The sequence below is a fragment of the Streptomyces sp. NPDC093094 genome (assembly GCF_044754345.1).
GTDB lineage: Bacteria > Actinomycetota > Actinomycetes > Streptomycetales > Streptomycetaceae > Streptomyces.
Genome location: NZ_JBIVOX010000018.1, coordinates 126789 through 144733, shown reverse-complemented (window position 1 = coordinate 144733; position 17945 = coordinate 126789). Strand labels below are relative to the sequence as shown.

The window sequence follows — 17945 nt, the reverse complement described above, 5'->3', positions numbered from 1 at the left end:
GGAGAGCACGGCGGTCACCGGCGGCGCGGGCGGACGCCGGGTCCGCGGGCCGTGCCCCTTCTCGTCCCGGCCCCCGCCCGACGCCCACGGGGTGGGGGCTCGCCCGTCGTCCGCGGCTGCCGGCCGTGGCGGGCCGGGCGCGCGGTTCCCCGCGCTCCCTCAGGACATCAGCGCTCGGCCGTGACTGACTCCCGCCGCCGCAACGGCGCCCCGCCGCCCGGCAACTCGCCCGTCGTCCGCGGCTGCCGGCCGTGGCGGGCCGGGCGCGCGGTTCCCCGCGCTCCCTCAGGACATCGGCGCTCGGCCGTGACTGACTCCCGCCGCCCGGCAACTCACCCGGCGTCCGCGGCTGCCGGCCGTGGCGGGCCGGGCGCGCAGTTCCCCGCGCCCCTCAGGCGTGGTGGGCTCCGGCTCCTGCTCCCAGGGCTCCTCTCTGGGGTCTGATGCCCGCCGGCACGGCACGGGCGCGTGCCGGTGTGCCCGTCCAGCAGGTGCCCCGGCGGGCCAGCAGGCGCCGGAGCCAGAGTTCGAGGGAGACGAGGTCGGCGAGCCCGTCGAAGGGCAGGGGTTCGCCGGCCGCGGCGGCGCGCAGGGCCTTGCGGACGACACGGGCCTCCACGAGGCCGGCCTGCGCGAGCAGCGGGGTGTCGAAGAGGGCGATCAGGGAGTCGGCGGCGACGCGCAGGCCGGTGCGGGTGGCCGCGGCGGCCGGCGCGTGGGAGGGGGCGCCCCAGCCGGGGGGCAGGTCGGGGACCCCGGCGCCCTTGAGGACGGTGCTCAGGATCGAGGCGCGGGCACCCGGCTGGACCCTCAGCGCCTCGGGGAGTTCACGGCACGCGCGGACGACCTGGTTGTCGAGGAAGGGCGCGTGGAGACGCTGGAAGCGGATCTCGGCGGCCTGTTCCAGGACGCGGGCGTCGGCGGCGGCGCGGGCGAGGGCGGCACGCGCGCGGTGGTCGCCGGGGCGCTGTCCGGGGCCGACGCCGGAGCGGCCGGCCGCGCCCTGCAAGCGAATCGATACTTCCGCGAGTGCCTCCCCGGTGAGCCAGCGCGCGGCCGGTCCGGGGCAGCCCCAGGCGAGCGCGGCCAGAGAGGCGCCGGCCGCACTGCCGGGATCCTCGAAGCGCCGGTCGATCAGCCGCGCGGCCAGACTCTCCACTCCGCTGCGGTAGGAGGTGCGGGCCAGCCGGCGTGCGGCGCCGTACACGCGCGCGGAGACCATCACGGAGCCGTCGGCCTTGGCGAGGGCCGCGACGGGGCGGACCAGGTGGCGGCGTTTGCGGTCCATCAGGAGGTCGGCCAGCCGGGCCGGATGGGCGTCCAGGACCTGGCGGGCGCCCTGTCCGGTGAAGTGGTCGGCGCTGCCGGCGGCGAGCCGGGCGCGGTGGCGGGCGGCCGTGACCAGGCTGGGGCCGGGCTCGTCCGTGAGGGGGCCGTCCAGGTCGGCGTAGGGCAGGGTGTCCTCCCCGCCGGTCACCACGACGTGGTGCAGGCGGGGGTTGGCGGCGAGGGCACCGGCCCGCTCCAGTTCGGCCTCGCGGCCGCCGACGGCGAGGTCGTTGAAGGTGACGGCGAGCAGCCGCTCGCCCGCACCCGTGCCGTGGCCGAGGACGGTGCCGGGCATGCCGGGCAGTCCGGCCGCGAGGAGGGCGAGGGTGCTGGAGGCGGGGCCGCCGGAGAGGTCGGCGCCGATCCCGGGGACCGGCATCCCGCGCGCGGCGCGGCGTTCGGCGGGGCCCATGCCGGGGACGGGGCCGGGGTCGATGTCGGCACCGGGGACATGGCGGGGCGCGGCGAGACGGGCGCGTACGGCGTCGACGAGCGCGTCCCGGACGGCGCCGACCGCGCTGTCGGGGTCGGCGGGGGGCGCGGCGACGGCGAGGGAGGCGACCTGCTCGTACCCGGCGACCTCGCGCGCCCCGGCGCGCAGGATCAGCGCATGCCCCGGCGGAATGCGCCGTACGCCGTCGTAGGGCGTGGAGTCGTAGAGGGCGGCGGGGACGTCGGGGGCGGCCAGCAGGGCGGCGAGGTGGCCGAAGTCGAGGTTGGCCTCGACGAGGTCGGCGAGGGGCAGCGCGGCGGTCGCGTAGGCGGTGCCGCCGGCCCAGGGGGCGTGGAACACGGGGCGGGCGCCCGCCAGATCGCCGCAGACGGTGATGCGGCGGCCGACCTGGACCACGGCCGTGTAGCTGCCGGGCCAGGCCGTCAGGTGGCGCAGGGCGCCGCCGCGCGCGGTGATCAGCCCGAGACGCAGTTCCTCGTCGCCGGCGCCGCAGGTGCCGAGGACGGCGATGCGGCTCTGTTCGTCGGCTCTGACGACGCGGACCTCGTCGGGCCGCCAGTCGCCGACGGCCCACAGCGGGTCGGGGTCGCCCCACAGCAGCTGGGAGCCGACCGGGTGCAGGGTCTCGCCGTCGTATCCGGTGGCCCCCGCGGACCCGGGCCCGACGGCTCCCGCGGCGGCGCTGCTCCATCCCACCAACCACCGCATGGACGCCTCCACGAGCTGTGGACAACCAGTGACCCGTACGAACCGGTTCACCATGCTGCCACGAAGAACGCGTCACAGAGGGTCGGCGGAGCCGCTTACGGCACACCGGATGCGCCCGCGTGTCCGGGATTCCCCGGAGTCCGGCCGCCGGACGGGGTGGGGCGCGTGCGACGCGAATGCGCCCCCCGAATGCTCCTCCGGAACGCCCTTCGCGCCCTCAACTCCCGTGGTGGGAGGGCTGACCGCCACCCCGGAAGGGGTCGATTTTCGGCCAATTACCGGCGCGGTACCGCGCCTCGGGCTTCCCGCGCGCACTCTCCGTACAGGCTCTGCGCACTGCCGGGTGCGCGCAGCCCGGGAGGCGGAGTTCGCCCCCCGGACCGGTCCGCCGCCCGCGGGGATGAAGGCGGCGGTGTCCCCCAGCCCACTGGATCCAGTACAGCGGGCCGACCCACGCGGAAGCCATGGAACCGCTCCCGGAATGGCTGGACCAGAGCGCACGCACAGGCGCACGGCCACACAACGGGGGCACGCCGCAACGCACCGTGCCCGGCCCGTACTTCCGTACGGACCACAATCCCGCCAACCGGAACAATGCCCCTTAACGCTTGGGATGCGGCGAACTACGCTGGGTTTACGAATGCCGCGTGGTTATGCCAGCGCGGCAGCCGTCTGTGTCGAGGGGTGGCGCATGTCCAGGGAGCAACGCGGGCCGAACGAAAAACTCGGCGCCGTTCTCGCCCTCGCGGGAATCAGCAACGCAGGACTCGCGCGGCGCGTCAACGACCTCGGCGCACAACGCGGGTTGACACTTCGCTACGACAAGACGTCCGTGGCGCGCTGGGTGTCGAAGGGCATGGTGCCGCAGGGCGCCGCGCCGCATCTGATCGCGGCCGCGATCGCCCAGAAGCTCGGCCGTCCGGTGCCGCTCCACGAGATCGGCCTGGCGGACGCCGACCCCGCGCCCGAGGTGGGCCTCGCCTTCCCCAGGGACGTCGGCCAGGCGGTGAAATCGGCCACCGAGCTGTACCGCCTCGACCTCGCCGGCCGCCGCGCCGGCTCCGGCGGCATCTGGCAGTCGCTCGCCGGGTCCTTCGCCGTGACCGCGTACGCGACTCCCGCGTCACGATGGCTGATAACCCCGGCCGACAGCTCGGTCGCGCGCGAGGCGAGCCCCGCGGAGGGCTCCGGCTCACCGCTCAAAGTCGGCCACAGCGATGTGCAGAAGCTGCGGGAGGCGGCCGAGGACGCCCGGCGCTGGGACTCCAAGTACGGCGGCGGCGACTGGCGCTCCTCGATGGTCCCCGAGTGTTTACGAGTGGAAGCGGCCCCCCTGCTCCTGGGGTCCTACTCCGACGACGTGGGCCGCGCCCTGTTCGGCGCCAGCGCCGAACTGACCCGGCTCGCGGGCTGGATGGCCTTCGACACGGGCCAGCAGGAGGCCGCCCAGCGCTACTACATCCAGGCCCTGCGCCTGGCCCGGGCCGCCGCGGACGTCCCCCTCGGGGGCTACGTCCTCGCCTCCATGTCCCTCCAGGCCACCTACCGCGGCTTCGGCGACGAGGGCGTCGACCTCGCGCAGGCCGCCCTGGAACGCAACCGGGGTCTGGCCACCGCCCGCACGATGAGCTTCTTCCGGCTCGTCGAGGCACGCGCGCACGCACGCGCCGGGGACGCCCAGGCGGCCGGTGCCGCCCTGAAGGCCGCCGAGAGCTGGCTGGAGCGGGCCCGCCCGGGCGACAACGACCCGAGCTGGCTCGGCTTCTACTCCTACGACCGCTTCGCCGCGGACGCCGCGGAGTGCTACCGCGACCTCAAGGCCCCCCGCCAGGTGCGCCGCTTCACCGAGTACGCCCTGTCGAAGCCGACCGAGGAGTTCGTGCGCTCCCACGGACTGCGGCTCGTCGTGTCCGCGGTCGCCGAACTGGAGTCGGGCAACCTCGACGCGGCGTGCGAGCAGGGGGTGCGCGCCGTGGAGGTCGCCGGCCGCATCTCGTCGGCCCGCACGACGGAGTACGTCAAGGATCTCCTGCACCGGCTGGAGCCGTACGGGGACGAACCGCGGGTGGTGGAGCTGCGCGAGCGGGCCCGGCCGCTGCTGATGGCCCCCGCCTAGGGGCCGCGGGCCGGTGCCGCTCCTCGCGCGGTCTCCCGCGCCTCGGCAGGGTGCTTCCGCGGTCCGCGTTTGAAGGCGTTGTCAGTGGCGCAGTGCACTATCGGGAGCGGGAGGTGGTGCAGGTGCGACCAGGGTTCGCGTACGACTGCGACGTGCTGGTGATCGGCGGGGGGATCGTCGGGCTGTCGACGGCGTACGCGATCACGCGGGCCGCGCCCGGCACACGGGTGACGGTGCTGGAGAAGGAACCGGGACCGGCCCGGCACCAGACGGGGCGCAACAGCGGCGTGATCCACAGCGGGATCTACTACCGCCCGGACTCGCTCAAGGCGCGGTACGCGGTGCGCGGCGCCACCGAGATGGTGAAGTTCTGCGCCGAGTACGGCATCGAGCACGCCGTCACCGGCAAGCTGATCGTCGCCACCGAACGCGCGGAGCTGCCCCGGCTGCACGCACTGGTGCAGCGCGGCCGGGAGAACGGCATCCCGGTGCGGGAGCTGGGAGCCGCCCAGATCGCGGAGTACGAACCCGAGGTGCGCGGCCTCGCGGCGATACACGTCGGCACCACGGGCGTGTGCGACTTCGTCGGGGTCGCCCGCCGGCTGGCCGATTCCTCCGGCACCGACATCCGCTACGGCGCGCAGGTCGTCCAGGTGGACCGCAGGCCCTCGCTCGGCGTGGCCGTGCGCACCGCTCACGGGGACATCGTCCGCGGGCGTGTGCTGGTCAACTGCGCGGGGCTCCACTGCGACCGGATCGCCCGGATGACCGGCGACGACCCGGACATGCGGATCGTGCCCTTCCGCGGCGAGTACTACGAGCTGGCGCGGCCCGATCTGGTGAACGGCCTCGTCTACCCCGTGCCCGACCCGGCCTTCCCCTTCCTCGGCGTGCACCTCACCCGCGGCATCGACGGAGGGGTGCACATCGGCCCCAACGCGGTACCGGCCCTCGCCCGCGAGGGGTACGACTGGTCGACGGTCCGGCCGCGCGAGCTGGGCACGACCCTGGCCTGGCCCGGCTCCTGGCACATCGCCCGGCGCCACTGGCGCTACGGCGCGGGTGAGCTGCACCGCTCGGTGTCCAAGGCCGCCTTCACCGAGGCGGTGCGCCGGCTGCTGCCGGCCGTGACCGACCACGACCTCGTCCCGGCACCCGCCGGGGTACGCGCCCAGGCCGTCCTGCGCGACGGCACCCTCGTCGACGACTTCCTCGTCAAGGAAGGCCCCCGAGCCGTCCACGTCCTCAACGCTCCCTCCCCCGCCGCCACGGCGTCCCTCCCGATCGGCCGCGAGATAGCCCACCGCGCCCTGACCTCCCTGGGCGAAACGGAGCGCCGCTGACCCCCTCCCGCCCGGCCCCCGACACCCCGGGGGCGCGGGGAACTGCGCGCCCGGCCCACCACGGCCGGCAGCCGCGGACGCCGGACGAGGCGCCAGGCGGCGATGCGCCGATCCAGCGGCAGGAAGAACCCGTCACGGCCGAGCATCGACGTCCTCAGGGGCGCGGGGAACTGCGCGACCCGCCCGCCACGACCGACAGCCGCACGACGGGCCCCGCCGAACGCTCCAGGGGCGCGGGGAACTGCGCGAGCACCCCCCACGGCCCACGGCCGCGAACGGCGCCCGGGCCCGACACAGCCCGACGCGGTCCCGCGTAAAATCGGCCCCACTGTGTCTGAAGCCCCGATCACCCCCCAGCCCCCGGCCCCCGGCCCCGTCCGCCCCAAGGGAGCCCCCCGCTTCCCCGACGGCCCGCAGCCCGACCCCGCCGGCTCCCACTTCGAGCGGCGGATCCGCAGCTTCCAGCCCCGCCGCAGCCGCGTCACCACAGGCCAGGCGGACGCACTGCAACGCCTGTGGCCCAAGTGGGGACTGGACATCGACGGACACAAGATCCCCGACCTCGCGGAGCTGTTCGGCAACGACAACCCCGTCGTGCTGGAGATCGGCTTCGGCATGGGCGAGGCCACGGCCCAGATGGCGGCCGCCGACCCCGGCACCAACATCCTCGCCGTGGACGTCCACACCCCCGGCCAGGGCAATCTGCTGAGCCTCGCCGACCGCAACAGCCTGCCCAACATCCGGGTCGGCAACGGCGACGCCATCATCCTGCTGCGCGAGATGCTCTCCCCGGACTCCCTCGACGGCCTGCGCGTCTACTTCCCCGACCCCTGGCCCAAGAAGCGCCACCACAAGCGCCGGCTGATCCAGCCGGAGTTCCTCACCCTGGCGGCGGCCAGGCTCGCACCGGACGCGCTCGTGCACTGCGCCACGGACTGGGAGCCGTACGCCGAGCAGATGCTGGAGGTGCTCACCGCGCACCCCGGCTTCCGGAACACCCAGCCCGACGGCGGCTTCGCCCCGCGGCCCGCCTTCCGCCCCCTGACCCGTTTCGAGGGCCAGGGACTGGACAAGGGACACGTGGTGAACGACCTGCTCTTCCGTCGCGTACAGCACACAGCCGAACCCTCCACCGGCGCCTGAGCCCTCTGCTCCCCCTGCGGTCGGCGCCCCTCCCTCGTTAGGGTCGATGCCGTGGCCACCTGTCCCCCGTACCCGGCGTACCCGGCACAGCCCCCGGCTCCCGCCGGGGGTGCGCCGCGGCACCCGCACTGGTGGCAGCGCACCTGGGTGCGCTACGCCGCGCTGATCGTCCTGCTCGCGCTGTCGGGGCTGGTCATCCTCGCGCTGGTGCGGGAGCAGACGGGGACGGACGGCTTCCTGGTGGGCCTGGGCCTCGCCGTGCTGCCCGTGCCCCTGCTCGTCGCCGCGTTCCGCTGGCTGGACCGGGTGGCGCCGGGACCCTGGCGGAACCTGGTGTTCTCCTTCGCCTGGGGCGCCTGCGCGGCGGCCCTGATCGCGATCGTGGCCAACAGTTTCGCGACCAGATGGATAGCGACGGCGACGGCGGACCCGTCCGGCGCGGACACCCTCGGGGCGACCGTCATAGCGCCCGTGGTCGAGGAGTCCGCGAAGGCGGCCGCGGTCCTGCTGCTGTTCCTCTTCCGCAGAAGCGACTTCACGGGCATCGTCGACGGCGTGGTCGTCGCCGGCGTCACCGCGACCGGCTTCGCGTTCACCGAGAACATCCTCTATCTCGGCAACGCCTTCGGCACCGACCAGCTCACCGGCGACACGGGCATCGCCTCGGTCACCGCGGCGACGTTCTTCGTGCGGGTGATCATGTCACCGTTCGCGCATCCGCTGTTCACGGTCCTCACCGGCATCGGCTTCGGCATCGCCGCCCTGTCCGGCGAACGCCAGACCCTGCGCCGTATCGGCCTCCCGCTGTCCGGCCTGCTCCTGGCGATGGGCATGCACGCGCTGTGGAACGGCTCGTCGACGTTCGGCGAGTTCGGGTTCTTCGCGGTGTACGGGACCTTCATGGTGCCCGCCTTCGGCCTGCTGACCTGGCTGGTCGTCTGGACCCGCCAGCGCGAGCTGCGCACGGTCCGCGAGGAGCTTCCCCCCTACGTGGCGGCGGGCTGGCTGACCCCGGCCGAGCCGTACGTCCTCGGCTCGATGCGGGCACGCCGGGTGGCCCGCGAGTACGCCGGCCACCATCTGGGCAGGTCGGCGAGGCGCGCGGTGGCGCAGTACGAGGCGTACGCGACGTCGCTGGCGTTCCTGCGCCACCGCGGCAGGCGGGGCCGCGCGGACTGCGGGTTCGTCGTCCGGGAACGCGAGCTGCTGCACGAGCTGTGGATCCGCCGCGAGGTGGCCCGCCCGGCCCTGCAGTACGCGGCACGGACGACGGCACCGATGCCGATGCACCAGGGCTACGGCTACGGCTACGGCTACGGCTACGGCTACGACCACGGCTACGACCACGCCCTGTACGGGAACCCGCCGTACAACCCGTACCGCACCTGACGGCACGGCGCCGGGAACGGCGAAACCGGCAGCCCTGACGTCGGGGGGGGTTGTCGTCAGGACCGCCGGTGATCTCGAAGAGCTCTGTGAGGAAGCCCCTGTCAGGGGTTGAGTCCCCTGTCGCGCAGCCACGCCATCGGGTCCACGTCGCCGCCGCCGACCTTGACCTCCAGGTGCAGGTGCGGTCCGGTGACATTGCCCGTCGCGCCCACGCGCCCGATCACGTCGCCGGTGTTGACCTTCTGGCCGACGCTGACGTTGATCGAGGACTGGTGGGCGTAGCGGATCTCGGTGCCGTCGTCGAGGGTGAGCACGGTGCTGTAGCCGTACGACCCGCTCCAGCCGGCCTCGGTGATCGTGCCGGTGTGGACGGCCTTGATCGGGGTACCGGTGGGCGCGGCGAAGTCGAGGCCCGTGTGGTACCCGGAGGACCACATGGAGCCGGCCTGGCCGTAGGTGGAGGTGATCGTGTACGAGGACGTCGGCAGGGTGAACTGGGTGGCCAGCTCGGCGAGGCGCTCGGCCTCGGCCTTCTTGCGGGCCTCCTCCTCCGCGGCGGCCTTCGCGGCGGCGGCCTTGGCCTCCGCCTCCTTCTCGGCCTGGGCGGCGGCCTCGGCGGCCTTCTTCTCGGCGGCTGCCTGGGCGGCGGCCTGCGCGGCCTGGGCGGCCTTGGTGTCGGCCTGGTCCTGCTGCTGCTCGGCCTGGGCCATGATGCGGGTGCGCAGGGCCTCGCCGGCGTCGGAGGTGCTCTGCGCGGTGTCGGCGGAGGCGGTGCCGAGAGAGCCGAGGGAGCTGAGCGGGGCGGTGGCCTCGACGGGCTCCTCGGCGGGCTCCTCGTCCGACAGGAGGGAGCCGACGGAGGGCAGGTCGGGCAGCGAGATGGAGACCGGCGGCTTGCCGGTCTGGGCGCTGGCCATGCCACCGCCGGCGACGGCGGCTATGACACCGACGCCGAGGACGGTGGAGCTGCGGGCGAGCCCGCCGCGCTGCTTGGCGACCCGGTGCTTGCCGCGTACGGGAAGAACGGACTCCGCGGTGGGGTTCCACTCCTCCCACGGTCCCTCGTCGCCCGGCCGACCGCCGTAGACAAAGGTTTCGGCGGTGTCGGAGGTGCGCTGGCCCGGGACGAACGGGACGTGCGGGGCAGGCCGGTTGGACGCCACGTGGGCGTACTCCTTTCCTTCCTTCTCGCCTACCGGGTTAGCTGACGGGTTCGGAGCAGGAAGGTCTCCTACGCGCGTATACAAGCCGTGTCTCCACGACCGGATACGCCCGATTCACCCCAAGTTGGTGGTTCCCCGGTTCCCTTGCGGGATTCGGCAGTGCGCACGGAGCCGTCTCTTGTGACGGCTGGGACGACCGCGCTGCGTTATCGGACGTTAATAGAACCAGGGGTCCAATTCCAAGCTGTTCGACTTGATCATTAACGCGCTCGCCGGGGACGTACGGCCCACGGGAGGAGAAATTCGGGCGAGTTGACCAGAACTCAGTACCGTCCGGTTTTTTGATGGTGACTCAGATGTTATGCGCAGGGCGCTCGTCCGGTCACTGCACGTCACATCGGCGCGGGACGCCGTACGGCCAGCAGCGCCATGTCGTCCGTCAGGGCGCCCCCGGCGTGCCGGCGGGCCTCCTCCGCGAGGGTGCGTAACAGGTCCCCCGGACCGCGGAAGACACGCCCGGCCAGCCACGCCTCCGGATCGAAGAACACCCCGCGGGCGTCCCGCGCCTCGGACAGGCCGTCGGTGTACAGCAGCAGCACGGCCCCGGCAGGGAAGGGCAGTTCCTCGGCCCGGTCGGGCCAGTGGCCCAGCTCGCTCATGCCGAGCGGCAGCGCGGTGCGGCGGGCGGACAGGGCGCGCAGGGTGCCGTCGGTGTACAGCACGAGCGGTGGCGGATGGCCGCGGTTGAGGACGCGTACGACTCCCTTTCCGTGCGGGAGTTCGACGAGCACGGCGGTCGTGAAACCCTCCTGCGCCTCCGGCTCCTCGCGCCGCGGTCCCTCGCGGTCCAGTGCCCGCTCCAGACGCTGCGCGACCTCCTCCAGCGTGGCCTCCTGCTCGGCCGCCTCCCGGAACGCCCCGATCACGACCGCGACCGCGGCCACCGCGCCCATGCCCTTGCCCCGGACGTCCCCGACGACGATCCGCACGCCGTACGGACTGTCCTGCACCGCGTAGAGGTCGCCGCCGATGTAGGCGTCCTCCTGCGCGGCCTCGTAGCGGGCGGCGATCTCGAAGCCGCCGATCCGCTCGGCGGGCTCGGGCAGCACGGCGCGCTGGGCGGCCTCGGCGATGGCGTGTGCGGTGGCGAGCCGCTCGTTGCTGCGGCGCACCAGGAGGTTGATGACGACGGCCAGGAAGGACACCGTCACCACGGTGATCAGCCCGGTGACCGCCTCCACGCCGAGGGCGTCGCCGAGCAGCAGCTGCACCCCCAGGACGGCGACGACCGCGGCCGCGCCGGTGAGCAGGGTGCCGCGCCGGGAGCAGAGGGGCGCGGCGACGAGCGGCGCCGCGGTGAAGAAGGGACCGGCCGTGTACTCGGCGGGGGTGAGGTACTCGTACAGGGCACCTGCCGCGATCAGCAAAGCGGGCAGGGTGCGGACGAACGCACGGATGCAGGAGATCCGGCGCCGCTCCGGGGGCAGCCCCGCGGCGGACGCCGTTCCGCCGGCCCTGGCGTACGCCTTGCCGCTCCCCGGCTCACCAGGCCGCACCACTCGCACTCCCGCAGCGCATGTCGTCGCGGGCCGCGCGTCGGGCCCCGTCCGTCCAGGGTTGCCGGGGCGGGGGCGGGGGGCGAGCGGGGGGAGTCCGACCGAGGGAACCGCGCGGGCTCCGGGAAGAAACTCGGGGAATCCCGGAAAACACTCAGGGCCGGGATCCATCTGCATGGATCCCGGCCCTGAGCCTTCAGTAGCGGGGACAGGATTTGAACCTGCGACCTCTGGGTTATGAGCCCAGCGAGCTACCGAGCTGCTCCACCCCGCGTCGGTGAAACCAGTGTACGCCATCCGCGGGAGTGAATGCACAACGGTTCGTCCCCGCCTCCCCCGTCCCCGCTTCCCCCGCCTCCCCCGCCCTCGCTTCCCCCGCCTCAGCCGGGCAGATGCCGGTTGGGGGCCTTGGCCCGCTCCTCGTACTCCGGCAGGACGACGACATCGGCGCCGTGCGAGGCGAGGAGCCCGCTGCCGTCCGCGCCGGCGACGAAGGTGTCGGGCTCGCGCCAGGCGGTGACGACCCGGCGCACGCCCGCGTCGAGGATCAGCCGGGCGCAGGGCGCGGGCCGGGAGGCGCGGCGGGCGCACGGCTCCAGGCTGGAGTACACGGTGGCACCGGGCAGCCGCGGGTCGGCCGGGTCGATCCCGGCGAGCGCGGCCTCCTCGGCGTGCACGACGGGGTCGCCGCCCTCGCGGGAGTGACCGCGGGCCAGCTCGGTGCCGTCGGCGGCCACCACCACCGCGCCGACGCTGAACGCGCTCTCCGACGGCGGGCACAGCGCCGCCAGCTCGCAGGCGAGCCCGAGCCAGTGCCGGTCGGCGGGCGTGGCCGTGCCTCCCGTGCCGGGCGCGGTGGGCTCGTAGCGCATGAGCACGACGTCCTCGACGCGCCGGGTCTCCGTCAGCCGCAGCCTCCCGCCCTGGTAGCCGCCCGGCCCGAACAGCCGCGGGGCGTCGGGGGTGCCGACGAACAGGGGCGCGAGGACGAGCTGGAGTTCGTCGGCGAGCTGCTCCTGGAGCAGCTGGGTGTGCACGGTCCCGCCGCCCTCGACCATCAGCCGCCGGACACCCCGTACGTCGTGCAGATGCTCCAGGACCGCGTGCCAGCCGAGGACGGGGCCGAGGGCGACGACATCGGCGCGGACACCGGCCCGGCGGGCCCGCTCGGCGCCCCGGTCGGTGGTGTACAGGACCTTGTCGCCGCCGGTGTGCCAGAAGCGGGCCTCGGGGTCGAGGTCGCCGGTCGCGCTGACGCAGACCTTCAGGGGGAACTCCGGCTTCCCGGCGGCGACCCGGGCCGCGCGCCGCTCGGCGGAGTTGACCAGCAGCCGCGGGTTGTCGGCGCGCAGCGTGCCCGCGCCGACGAGGATCGCGTCCGAGGCCGCCCGGACCTCGTCGACCCGGTCGAAGTCGGCCGGCGAGGAGAGCAGCAGGCGGTCCGGGCCGGTGTCGTCGAGGTAGCCGTCGAGGGAGACGGCGGCGGAGAGGAGGACGTAAGGGTGCGGCATCGGCGCGGAGTCTCTCTCGGGTCGGGAGCGTCACACTTGGTTCAAGTTTGAAGCAAAACTACACTGGCGGCATGACGACCCGCTGGCTCACTCCGGACGAGCAGCGCGCCTGGCGCGCCTACGTCGCCGCGACGCACCTCCTGGAGGACGCGCTGGACCGGCAGCTCCAGCAGGACGCCGGCATGCCTCATCTCTACTACTCCATCCTGGCCACCCTGTCCGAGGCGCCGGAGCGCAGGCTGCGCATGACGGAGCTGGCCGAGGCGCTGAAGATCACCCGCAGCCGGCTGACGTACGCCGTGACACGCCTGGAGAAGGACGGCCTGGTCGGCCGCGAGGGCTGCCCGTCGGACCGGCGCGGCAGCATCGCCGCACTGACCGGGCGGGGGACGGACGTACTGGAGCGGACGGCACCGGGTCATGTGGAGACCGTACGCAGACGCCTGTTCGACCGGCTCACCACCGAGCAGGTGGCCCGGCTGGAGGAGATCTGCACGGCCATCAAGGGCACCGAGGAGGAGGACGTGCCCTGGCTGCGCCGCTCATGAGAGGCGCGGGACGCCGGGCGCGGAGGGACGCGGGACGCCAGGCGCGGAGGGACGCGGGGCACCGGGCACGGAGAGGCGCGGGACGCCGGATGTGAGGCGCACCACAGCCCAGTTGCTTCAACTTTCAAGCATGAAGTAGGGTCCCCTCCAGACCCTGTGCTTCAAATCTGAAACACAGGAGGCCACTGGACGGAGACCCGCATGTCCGACACCCCCGCCGCCACCCAGCGCGCACGCGTCAGGGTCCCGCTGAGCTTCCCCGACGGCTACCGGGTCGACGCCGAGCTCGTCACCTTCCACGGCCTGGCCGACGGCGCCGAGCACCTCGCCGTGGTCCTCGGCGACCCCTCCCCCGGCACGGCCCCGCTGGTCCGCCTGCACTCCGAGTGCCTGACCGGCGACGTCTTCGGCTCCGCCCGCTGCGACTGCGGCCCCCAGCTGCGCGAGGCCGTGGAACGCATCGCCGCGCACGGAGGCGTCCTGCTCTACCTCCGCCAGGAGGGCCGCGGCATCGGTCTCTACAACAAGCTCGACGCCTACGCCCTCCAGGACCAGGGTCTCGACACCTACGAGGCCAACGCCGCGCTGGGCCTGCCCGAGGACGACCGCGACTACACCGCCGCCGCCCAGATGCTGCGCGCCCTGGGCATCACCGGGCTGGACCTGCTCTCCAACAACCCCGACAAGGCGGCCCAGTTGCGCGACCTCGGCGTCGAGGTGCACAACCGCGTCCCCACCGGCGTCTTCACGACCGCCCACAACGTCCGCTACCTGCGCGCGAAGGTCCTCCAGACCCAGCACACGCTCCCGCTGGCCGAACTCACCGGCCTGACGGCGGGCTGACACCCATACTGGACGCGTCCGAGACAGGCACTCCCTCCCCGACAGCGAGGCCCCTTGTCCCCTTCGCCGACCAGCCTCAGCTACGACACCGTCGCCGAGCGGTACGCCACCGAGATCGCCGGGGAGCTCGACGGCAAACCCCTCGACCGCGCGCTCCTGGACACCCTGACCGAGCTGGCCGACGGCGGTCCGGTCCTGGACATCGGCTGCGGCCCCGGCCACGCCACCGCCCACCTGGCCCGCAAGGGCGCCCGCGCCGCCGGCCTCGACCTGTCCCCGGCCATGTGCGCCGTCGCCCGGCGCGCGACGGGCCTGCCCTTCGCGTCCGCCGACATGACCGCCCTGCCGGTCCGCTCCGGCTCCCTCTCCGCCCTGCTGTGCTGGTACGCCCTCATCCACCTCGACGCCCCGCAGCGCGGCGCCGCCTACGCCGAGTTCGCCCGCGTCCTGCGCCCCGGCGGCCACGCCCTGCTGGCCTTCCACACCTCCGACGCCGACACCGCCCCGGGCTCCTCCCGCCGCCTCACCGACTGGTGGGACCACCCCGTGGACCTGACCTTCCACTTCCTCGACCCGTCCGCGGAGACCCGGGCCCTCACCGCAGCAGGGCTCACCCTCGCAGCCCGCCTCGACCGCACCCCCGACCCGGACACGGAGCACCCGAGCCTGCGGACGTACCTGCTGCTGCGCCGTACGGCCGTCAGCTGTGGGCCCGTGCCGTGAGATAGGGGTCCCGGCGCAGGGCCTCGCGGCTGCCCACGAGGGTCCCGGCGGCCAGGCCGACCACAGGCAGCACGAGCACCGCGACGGCCCAGGCCGGACCCGGCAGCGCGTCCGTGAGGGCGATCGGCAGACCGAGCATGTCACTCAGCGGACCCGCCAGGGCCCCCTCCCTCCTCCGGGAGAGCGAAGGCCGCTTTCGCCCTGCCAGGGGTCAGACGGTCGGGGCCTGCCCGTACACCGCCATCCACCGGTCTCCGCGCATCACGATGTCTGCGGTCTCGACGGCTCGGCCGGTGGCCAGGTCGTAGTAGGTCCGCTCGATCGCCAGGACGGGTCCCGCCGGGGTCATGCCGAGCGCTTGTGCTTCCGCACGGGTGGCCATGCGGGAGCGCACCCGCTCCACTGGGTGGCCGACCTCGATCGAGATGACCCGCATTCGCGCGGCGACGCCGACACCGGCGTAAGGGCCGACTTCGGGAAGGGCGATCAGGCTGGAGCCGGTCAGCTCAAGCGGCTCCCACGACTCGGCCAGCTGCACCGGCACCTCGTCGACAAGGTACGTGTACGAGGTGTGCATGACCGGCACGCCCGGGTCGATCACGAGACGCGCGGCCACGGTGGCGCTCGCCTGCTCCGTGGTCGACTCGTGCCGCCAAGTACCGACAGCCCCCTGCTCGGCGGCACCCTGCGCGAAGGGACTGTCCTCGGACCGGCCATGATGGCGCCGCACGAGCAGCTCAGGCGTTTCAGTCCCGCGGACGTAGTGACCGGCGCCGTGCCGGGAGACGACCAAGCCCTCGTCAGCCAGAAGCCGATAAGCCTTGGTCGCCACGGAGTTGCTGCCGCCGTACTGCTGGATGAGTTCGGCTACGGACGGGAGACGGGCCCCGGGCTGCATCTCCCCTGACTCGATACGGGCGCGCAGCTCGTCGGCGACGCGCAGATACAGGGGCGTCTCGGCGGTCACTCAACGCCTCCCTTCGATGCGACTTGCGTGACAGAGTAGTGCCGTGCGGGCTACTCTCGTGCGAGAGTTAATCTCTCGCACGAGAGTGGGGTCCCGGCATGTCTATCAGTCTGCGAGGAGCAACGTTGCGCATCGCCCTGGAGACAGCCCTGGGCGAGCCCGTCGTCATGCAGTCCACCACGACCGGCGTACGCCTGTCCGCACCCGCGCCAGATCCCACGGATCCGGCGTGGGGCTGCGTGATCGAGGTGCTCGGCCAGGCCGACGCATGGGGCAGCTCGGACGGTACGGACACCCCGCAGATCTGGGCTCACCTGGTGGAGCGGTGACCGCCCTCCGCCTGCCACCCGCGACGACTCTGACCGGTCGGCAGTACGCGGGCTGGGACTGCGTCTACTGCCGAGCCCCTCTGACGAACGGCGGCGCGAGTGCCGGCATCTCGCGTGGCCGCATGGGCGCCCACGTCCTCGATGTCGAGGTGTACGCCTGCACGGCCTGCCTGCCGGAGTCGCCCCCACAGACTCCCGCCCGCTCCGGATCCTGAGCCGGGAGCGGACGGGGCCCGCGCCTCCCCCGGAGGCCGAGACCACCAGGAGGAACATGTGACCGTAGCGTTAGAACGACCCGCCTTCTCCCGCACCAGGGACCCGCAGGAGCTGCTCAACGCGGTGGCCCCGCACATCACGGAACTCACGGTCAACATCTTCGACTCGGGGATGAGCCTGTGGGACCGCGAGGTCACCCTGCTGCTGCGCGACCACACGATGGTCCGTGACATGGCGGAGCGGATCCTCGGCAACGCCGTCATGTACGTCATGGGCTCCATCGAGAACCCCGACGTCCATCTCGGTGTCGGCAAGCTGGTGGACATGGGCGTGCATCAGCTCATCCTCGACACGCCCGTGTGGTGGGGCATCTGCCGCCTGTACAACGGCGGTCGCTTCAAGCATCACGCACCGTTCATCGAACGCCGCAGCGACGGCCTGTGCCTGCGCACGGGCGAGTTCCTCAGGTCCCAGGGCTGGCAGATCGACGAAGAGCTCTGGGCCATCGACGGCGGGGAGTGCTCGCCCTGCGACGACAAGGTCCCCGACAGCCACTGACCCCGGCTACGCTCGCCCCCCGCCCCCGCAGCTCCCGGGGGCCGGGGGCTCCCGCATCCCGACGAGCGAAGGAACGCGCTGTGCCCGTACCGCACGACATCGCCGCCGAGACCGAACTCTGGGACGCCTACGCGAAAAGCGCGTTCGACGCCGAGGCGGAGCCCTCGTTCTGCTGGACGCAGTACGCCGGCCACGGACCGGGGACGGAACTCCTGGGCACACCTGAGTCCGTGCTGGAAATCGGCTGTGGCACCGGTCGTGCCCTCGCCCGTCTCGCACAGCAGGGCGTGAAGGCCACCGGAGTCGACCTGTCCCCTCGCATGGTGCAGCTGGCCTGCAAGCGGTGGGCGCCGCTCGGCGTCCGGATCGAGCAGGCGGAAGTCCTCGGCTGGCTCGCCGCCGACCAGGACCGGTACGACGCGGTGTACTCCATTTTCGGCGCGGCCTGGTTCACCGACCCGTCCCGCCTCTTCCCGCTCGTGCGCCAGCACCTGTCCCCGGGCGGGGTGTTCGTGTTCTCGCAGCCGCCCGCGATCCCCGGCGCCTACGGGCCGCAGGGCATGTACAAAGGCGGATTCGCAGGCAAGGCCATGTTCACCTACCGCTACAGCTACAAGCCCGCGGTGTGGGAGCGGCACCTGATACGGGCCGGATTCGCCAGCGCAGAAGCCCGGATGGTGGCGGCCCCGGAAGCGGGACATATCGGCACGCTCATCGTGGGCGCCCGAGCCTGAGGCGCACCCCGACACGGCCCGGGAGTGCGACCTCGGCAGCCGAACGGGACCGTTCCTCACTCGCTCGGCGGGAGTACGTTCCCGACCTCGGGCAGAAACCCTCCGTCGAGGCCCGCCCGGACCGGACACGCCCCCAGCCCGAAGTACCTCTGAGCTGGGGGCGGCGCGGTAGGCCCTGTGGGACTCGAACCCACAACCAATGGATTAAAAGTCCACTGCTCTGCCAATTGAGCTAAGGGCCCTGGCGATGTTGCCTCCCCGAGCATAGCCGGACGCGGCCGTGTCTCCGATCGGGTATCGGCAGACCCGGCCGCG

General features: G+C 73.3%; 16 protein-coding genes, 2 tRNA genes and 1 riboswitch. Of the genes, 10 read left to right on the top strand and 8 right to left on the bottom strand.

Features of this window, described 5'->3' with window-relative positions:
• Positions 1-391: 391 nt before the first annotated feature.
• Complete coding sequence (locus ACIQGV_RS31545; protein ID WP_402500489.1) at positions 392-2491, bottom strand: asparagine synthase-related protein; 2100 nt, start codon at positions 2489-2491, stop codon at positions 392-394.
• A gap of 691 nt (positions 2492-3182) precedes the next feature.
• On the opposite strand from ACIQGV_RS31545, the gene ACIQGV_RS31540 reads away from it, so the two are divergent.
• From ACIQGV_RS31540 to ACIQGV_RS31525, 4 genes are all read left to right on the top strand, one after another.
• Positions 3183-4607 (top strand): MFS transporter, encoded by a 1425-nt coding sequence (locus tag ACIQGV_RS31540; protein ID WP_402500487.1) that lies wholly within the window; start codon positions 3183-3185, stop codon positions 4605-4607.
• A 113-nt stretch (positions 4608-4720) separates the two neighbouring features.
• Positions 4721-5950, top strand: a complete 1230-nt coding sequence (gene lhgO, locus ACIQGV_RS31535) for an L-2-hydroxyglutarate oxidase (RefSeq protein ID WP_402500485.1) — start codon at positions 4721-4723, stop codon at positions 5948-5950.
• Between the two features lie 330 nt (positions 5951-6280).
• On the top strand, positions 6281-7093 hold the full coding sequence (trmB, locus tag ACIQGV_RS31530; protein WP_402500483.1) for a tRNA (guanosine(46)-N7)-methyltransferase TrmB: 813 nt from the start codon (positions 6281-6283) through the stop codon (positions 7091-7093).
• A 51-nt stretch (positions 7094-7144) separates the two neighbouring features.
• A complete protein-coding gene (locus ACIQGV_RS31525) occupies positions 7145-8482 on the top strand; it encodes a PrsW family intramembrane metalloprotease (RefSeq protein ID WP_402500481.1) in 1338 nt (445 codons plus the stop codon).
• A 101-nt stretch (positions 8483-8583) separates the two neighbouring features.
• On the opposite strand, the gene ACIQGV_RS31520 is transcribed toward ACIQGV_RS31525, so the two are convergent.
• The 4 genes from ACIQGV_RS31520 to ACIQGV_RS31505 form a co-directional block, all read right to left on the bottom strand.
• Positions 8584-9645, bottom strand: a complete 1062-nt coding sequence (locus tag ACIQGV_RS31520) for a M23 family metallopeptidase (RefSeq protein WP_402500479.1) — start codon at positions 9643-9645, stop codon at positions 8584-8586.
• An 11-nt stretch (positions 9646-9656) separates the two neighbouring features.
• Positions 9657-9814: riboswitch (cyclic di-AMP (ydaO/yuaA leader) on the bottom strand.
• Between the two features lie 223 nt (positions 9815-10037).
• Positions 10038-11204, bottom strand: coding sequence for a PP2C family protein-serine/threonine phosphatase (locus tag ACIQGV_RS31515; protein ID WP_402500477.1), 1167 nt, complete (start codon positions 11202-11204; stop codon positions 10038-10040).
• A 197-nt stretch (positions 11205-11401) separates the two neighbouring features.
• Positions 11402-11475: transfer RNA gene (locus ACIQGV_RS31510), tRNA-Met, on the bottom strand.
• A gap of 106 nt (positions 11476-11581) precedes the next feature.
• Positions 11582-12712, bottom strand: coding sequence for a dihydrofolate reductase family protein (locus ACIQGV_RS31505; RefSeq protein WP_402500473.1), 1131 nt, complete (start codon positions 12710-12712; stop codon positions 11582-11584).
• Between the two features lie 71 nt (positions 12713-12783).
• On the opposite strand from ACIQGV_RS31505, the gene ACIQGV_RS31500 reads away from it, so the two are divergent.
• The 3 genes from ACIQGV_RS31500 to ACIQGV_RS31490 all read left to right on the top strand — a co-directional run bounded on the left by ACIQGV_RS31500 (position 12784) and on the right by ACIQGV_RS31490 (position 14826).
• Positions 12784-13260: a MarR family winged helix-turn-helix transcriptional regulator gene (locus tag ACIQGV_RS31500; RefSeq protein ID WP_402500470.1), complete on the top strand. Its 477-nt coding sequence runs from the start codon at positions 12784-12786 to the stop codon at positions 13258-13260.
• Between the two features lie 201 nt (positions 13261-13461).
• Complete coding sequence (ribA, locus tag ACIQGV_RS31495) at positions 13462-14103, top strand: GTP cyclohydrolase II (RefSeq protein ID WP_402500467.1); 642 nt, start codon at positions 13462-13464, stop codon at positions 14101-14103.
• Positions 14104-14157: 54 nt separating this feature from the next.
• Complete coding sequence (locus ACIQGV_RS31490) at positions 14158-14826, top strand: class I SAM-dependent methyltransferase (RefSeq protein ID WP_402500465.1); 669 nt, start codon at positions 14158-14160, stop codon at positions 14824-14826.
• On the opposite strand, the gene ACIQGV_RS31485 is transcribed toward ACIQGV_RS31490, so the two are convergent.
• Both ACIQGV_RS31485 and ACIQGV_RS31480 read right to left on the bottom strand, forming a co-directional pair.
• On the bottom strand, positions 14804-14965 hold the full coding sequence (locus ACIQGV_RS31485; protein ID WP_402500462.1) for a hypothetical protein: 162 nt from the start codon (positions 14963-14965) through the stop codon (positions 14804-14806). The two genes, ACIQGV_RS31490 and ACIQGV_RS31485, sit on opposite strands and share 23 nt — an antisense overlap.
• A gap of 72 nt (positions 14966-15037) precedes the next feature.
• The gene (locus tag ACIQGV_RS31480) at positions 15038-15793 is read right to left on the bottom strand and encodes a GntR family transcriptional regulator (protein WP_402500459.1); all 756 of its coding nucleotides are present in this window, start codon (positions 15791-15793) and stop codon (positions 15038-15040) included.
• Positions 15794-15891: 98 nt separating this feature from the next.
• Here ACIQGV_RS31480 and ACIQGV_RS31475 point away from each other — a divergent pair, with 98 nt between their 5' ends.
• The 3 genes from ACIQGV_RS31475 to ACIQGV_RS31465 all read left to right on the top strand — a co-directional run bounded on the left by ACIQGV_RS31475 (position 15892) and on the right by ACIQGV_RS31465 (position 17630).
• The gene (locus tag ACIQGV_RS31475; RefSeq protein ID WP_402500457.1) at positions 15892-16122 is read left to right on the top strand and encodes a hypothetical protein; all 231 of its coding nucleotides are present in this window, start codon (positions 15892-15894) and stop codon (positions 16120-16122) included.
• Positions 16123-16395: 273 nt separating this feature from the next.
• On the top strand, positions 16396-16896 hold the full coding sequence (locus tag ACIQGV_RS31470) for a hypothetical protein (protein WP_402500455.1): 501 nt from the start codon (positions 16396-16398) through the stop codon (positions 16894-16896).
• A gap of 80 nt (positions 16897-16976) precedes the next feature.
• Positions 16977-17630 carry a class I SAM-dependent methyltransferase gene (locus tag ACIQGV_RS31465; RefSeq protein ID WP_402500452.1) on the top strand — a complete coding sequence of 218 codons (654 nt, stop codon included), beginning with the start codon at positions 16977-16979 and terminating at the stop codon, positions 17628-17630.
• Positions 17631-17799: 169 nt separating this feature from the next.
• Here ACIQGV_RS31465 and ACIQGV_RS31460 read toward each other — a convergent pair.
• Positions 17800-17872, bottom strand: a tRNA-Lys gene (locus ACIQGV_RS31460).
• Between the last annotated feature and the right edge of the window lie 73 nt (positions 17873-17945).

Excerpts from the sequence above, each read along its gene's own strand:
- ACIQGV_RS31545 (WP_402500489.1), bottom strand. The coding sequence starts at position 2,491 with ATGCGGTGGTTGGTGGGATGGAGCAGCGCCGCCGCGGGAGCCGTCGGG.
- ACIQGV_RS31540 (WP_402500487.1), top strand. The coding sequence starts at position 3,183 with ATGTCCAGGGAGCAACGCGGGCCGAACGAAAAACTCGGCGCCGTTCTC.
- ACIQGV_RS31500 (WP_402500470.1), top strand. The coding sequence starts at position 12,784 with ATGACGACCCGCTGGCTCACTCCGGACGAGCAGCGCGCCTGGCGCGCC.
- ACIQGV_RS31475 (WP_402500457.1), top strand. The coding sequence starts at position 15,892 with ATGTCTATCAGTCTGCGAGGAGCAACGTTGCGCATCGCCCTGGAGACA.
- ACIQGV_RS31485 (WP_402500462.1), bottom strand. The coding sequence starts at position 14,965 with ATGCTCGGTCTGCCGATCGCCCTCACGGACGCGCTGCCGGGTCCGGCC.
- ribA (WP_402500467.1), top strand. The coding sequence starts at position 13,462 with ATGTCCGACACCCCCGCCGCCACCCAGCGCGCACGCGTCAGGGTCCCG.
- ACIQGV_RS31505 (WP_402500473.1), bottom strand. The coding sequence starts at position 12,712 with ATGCCGCACCCTTACGTCCTCCTCTCCGCCGCCGTCTCCCTCGACGGC.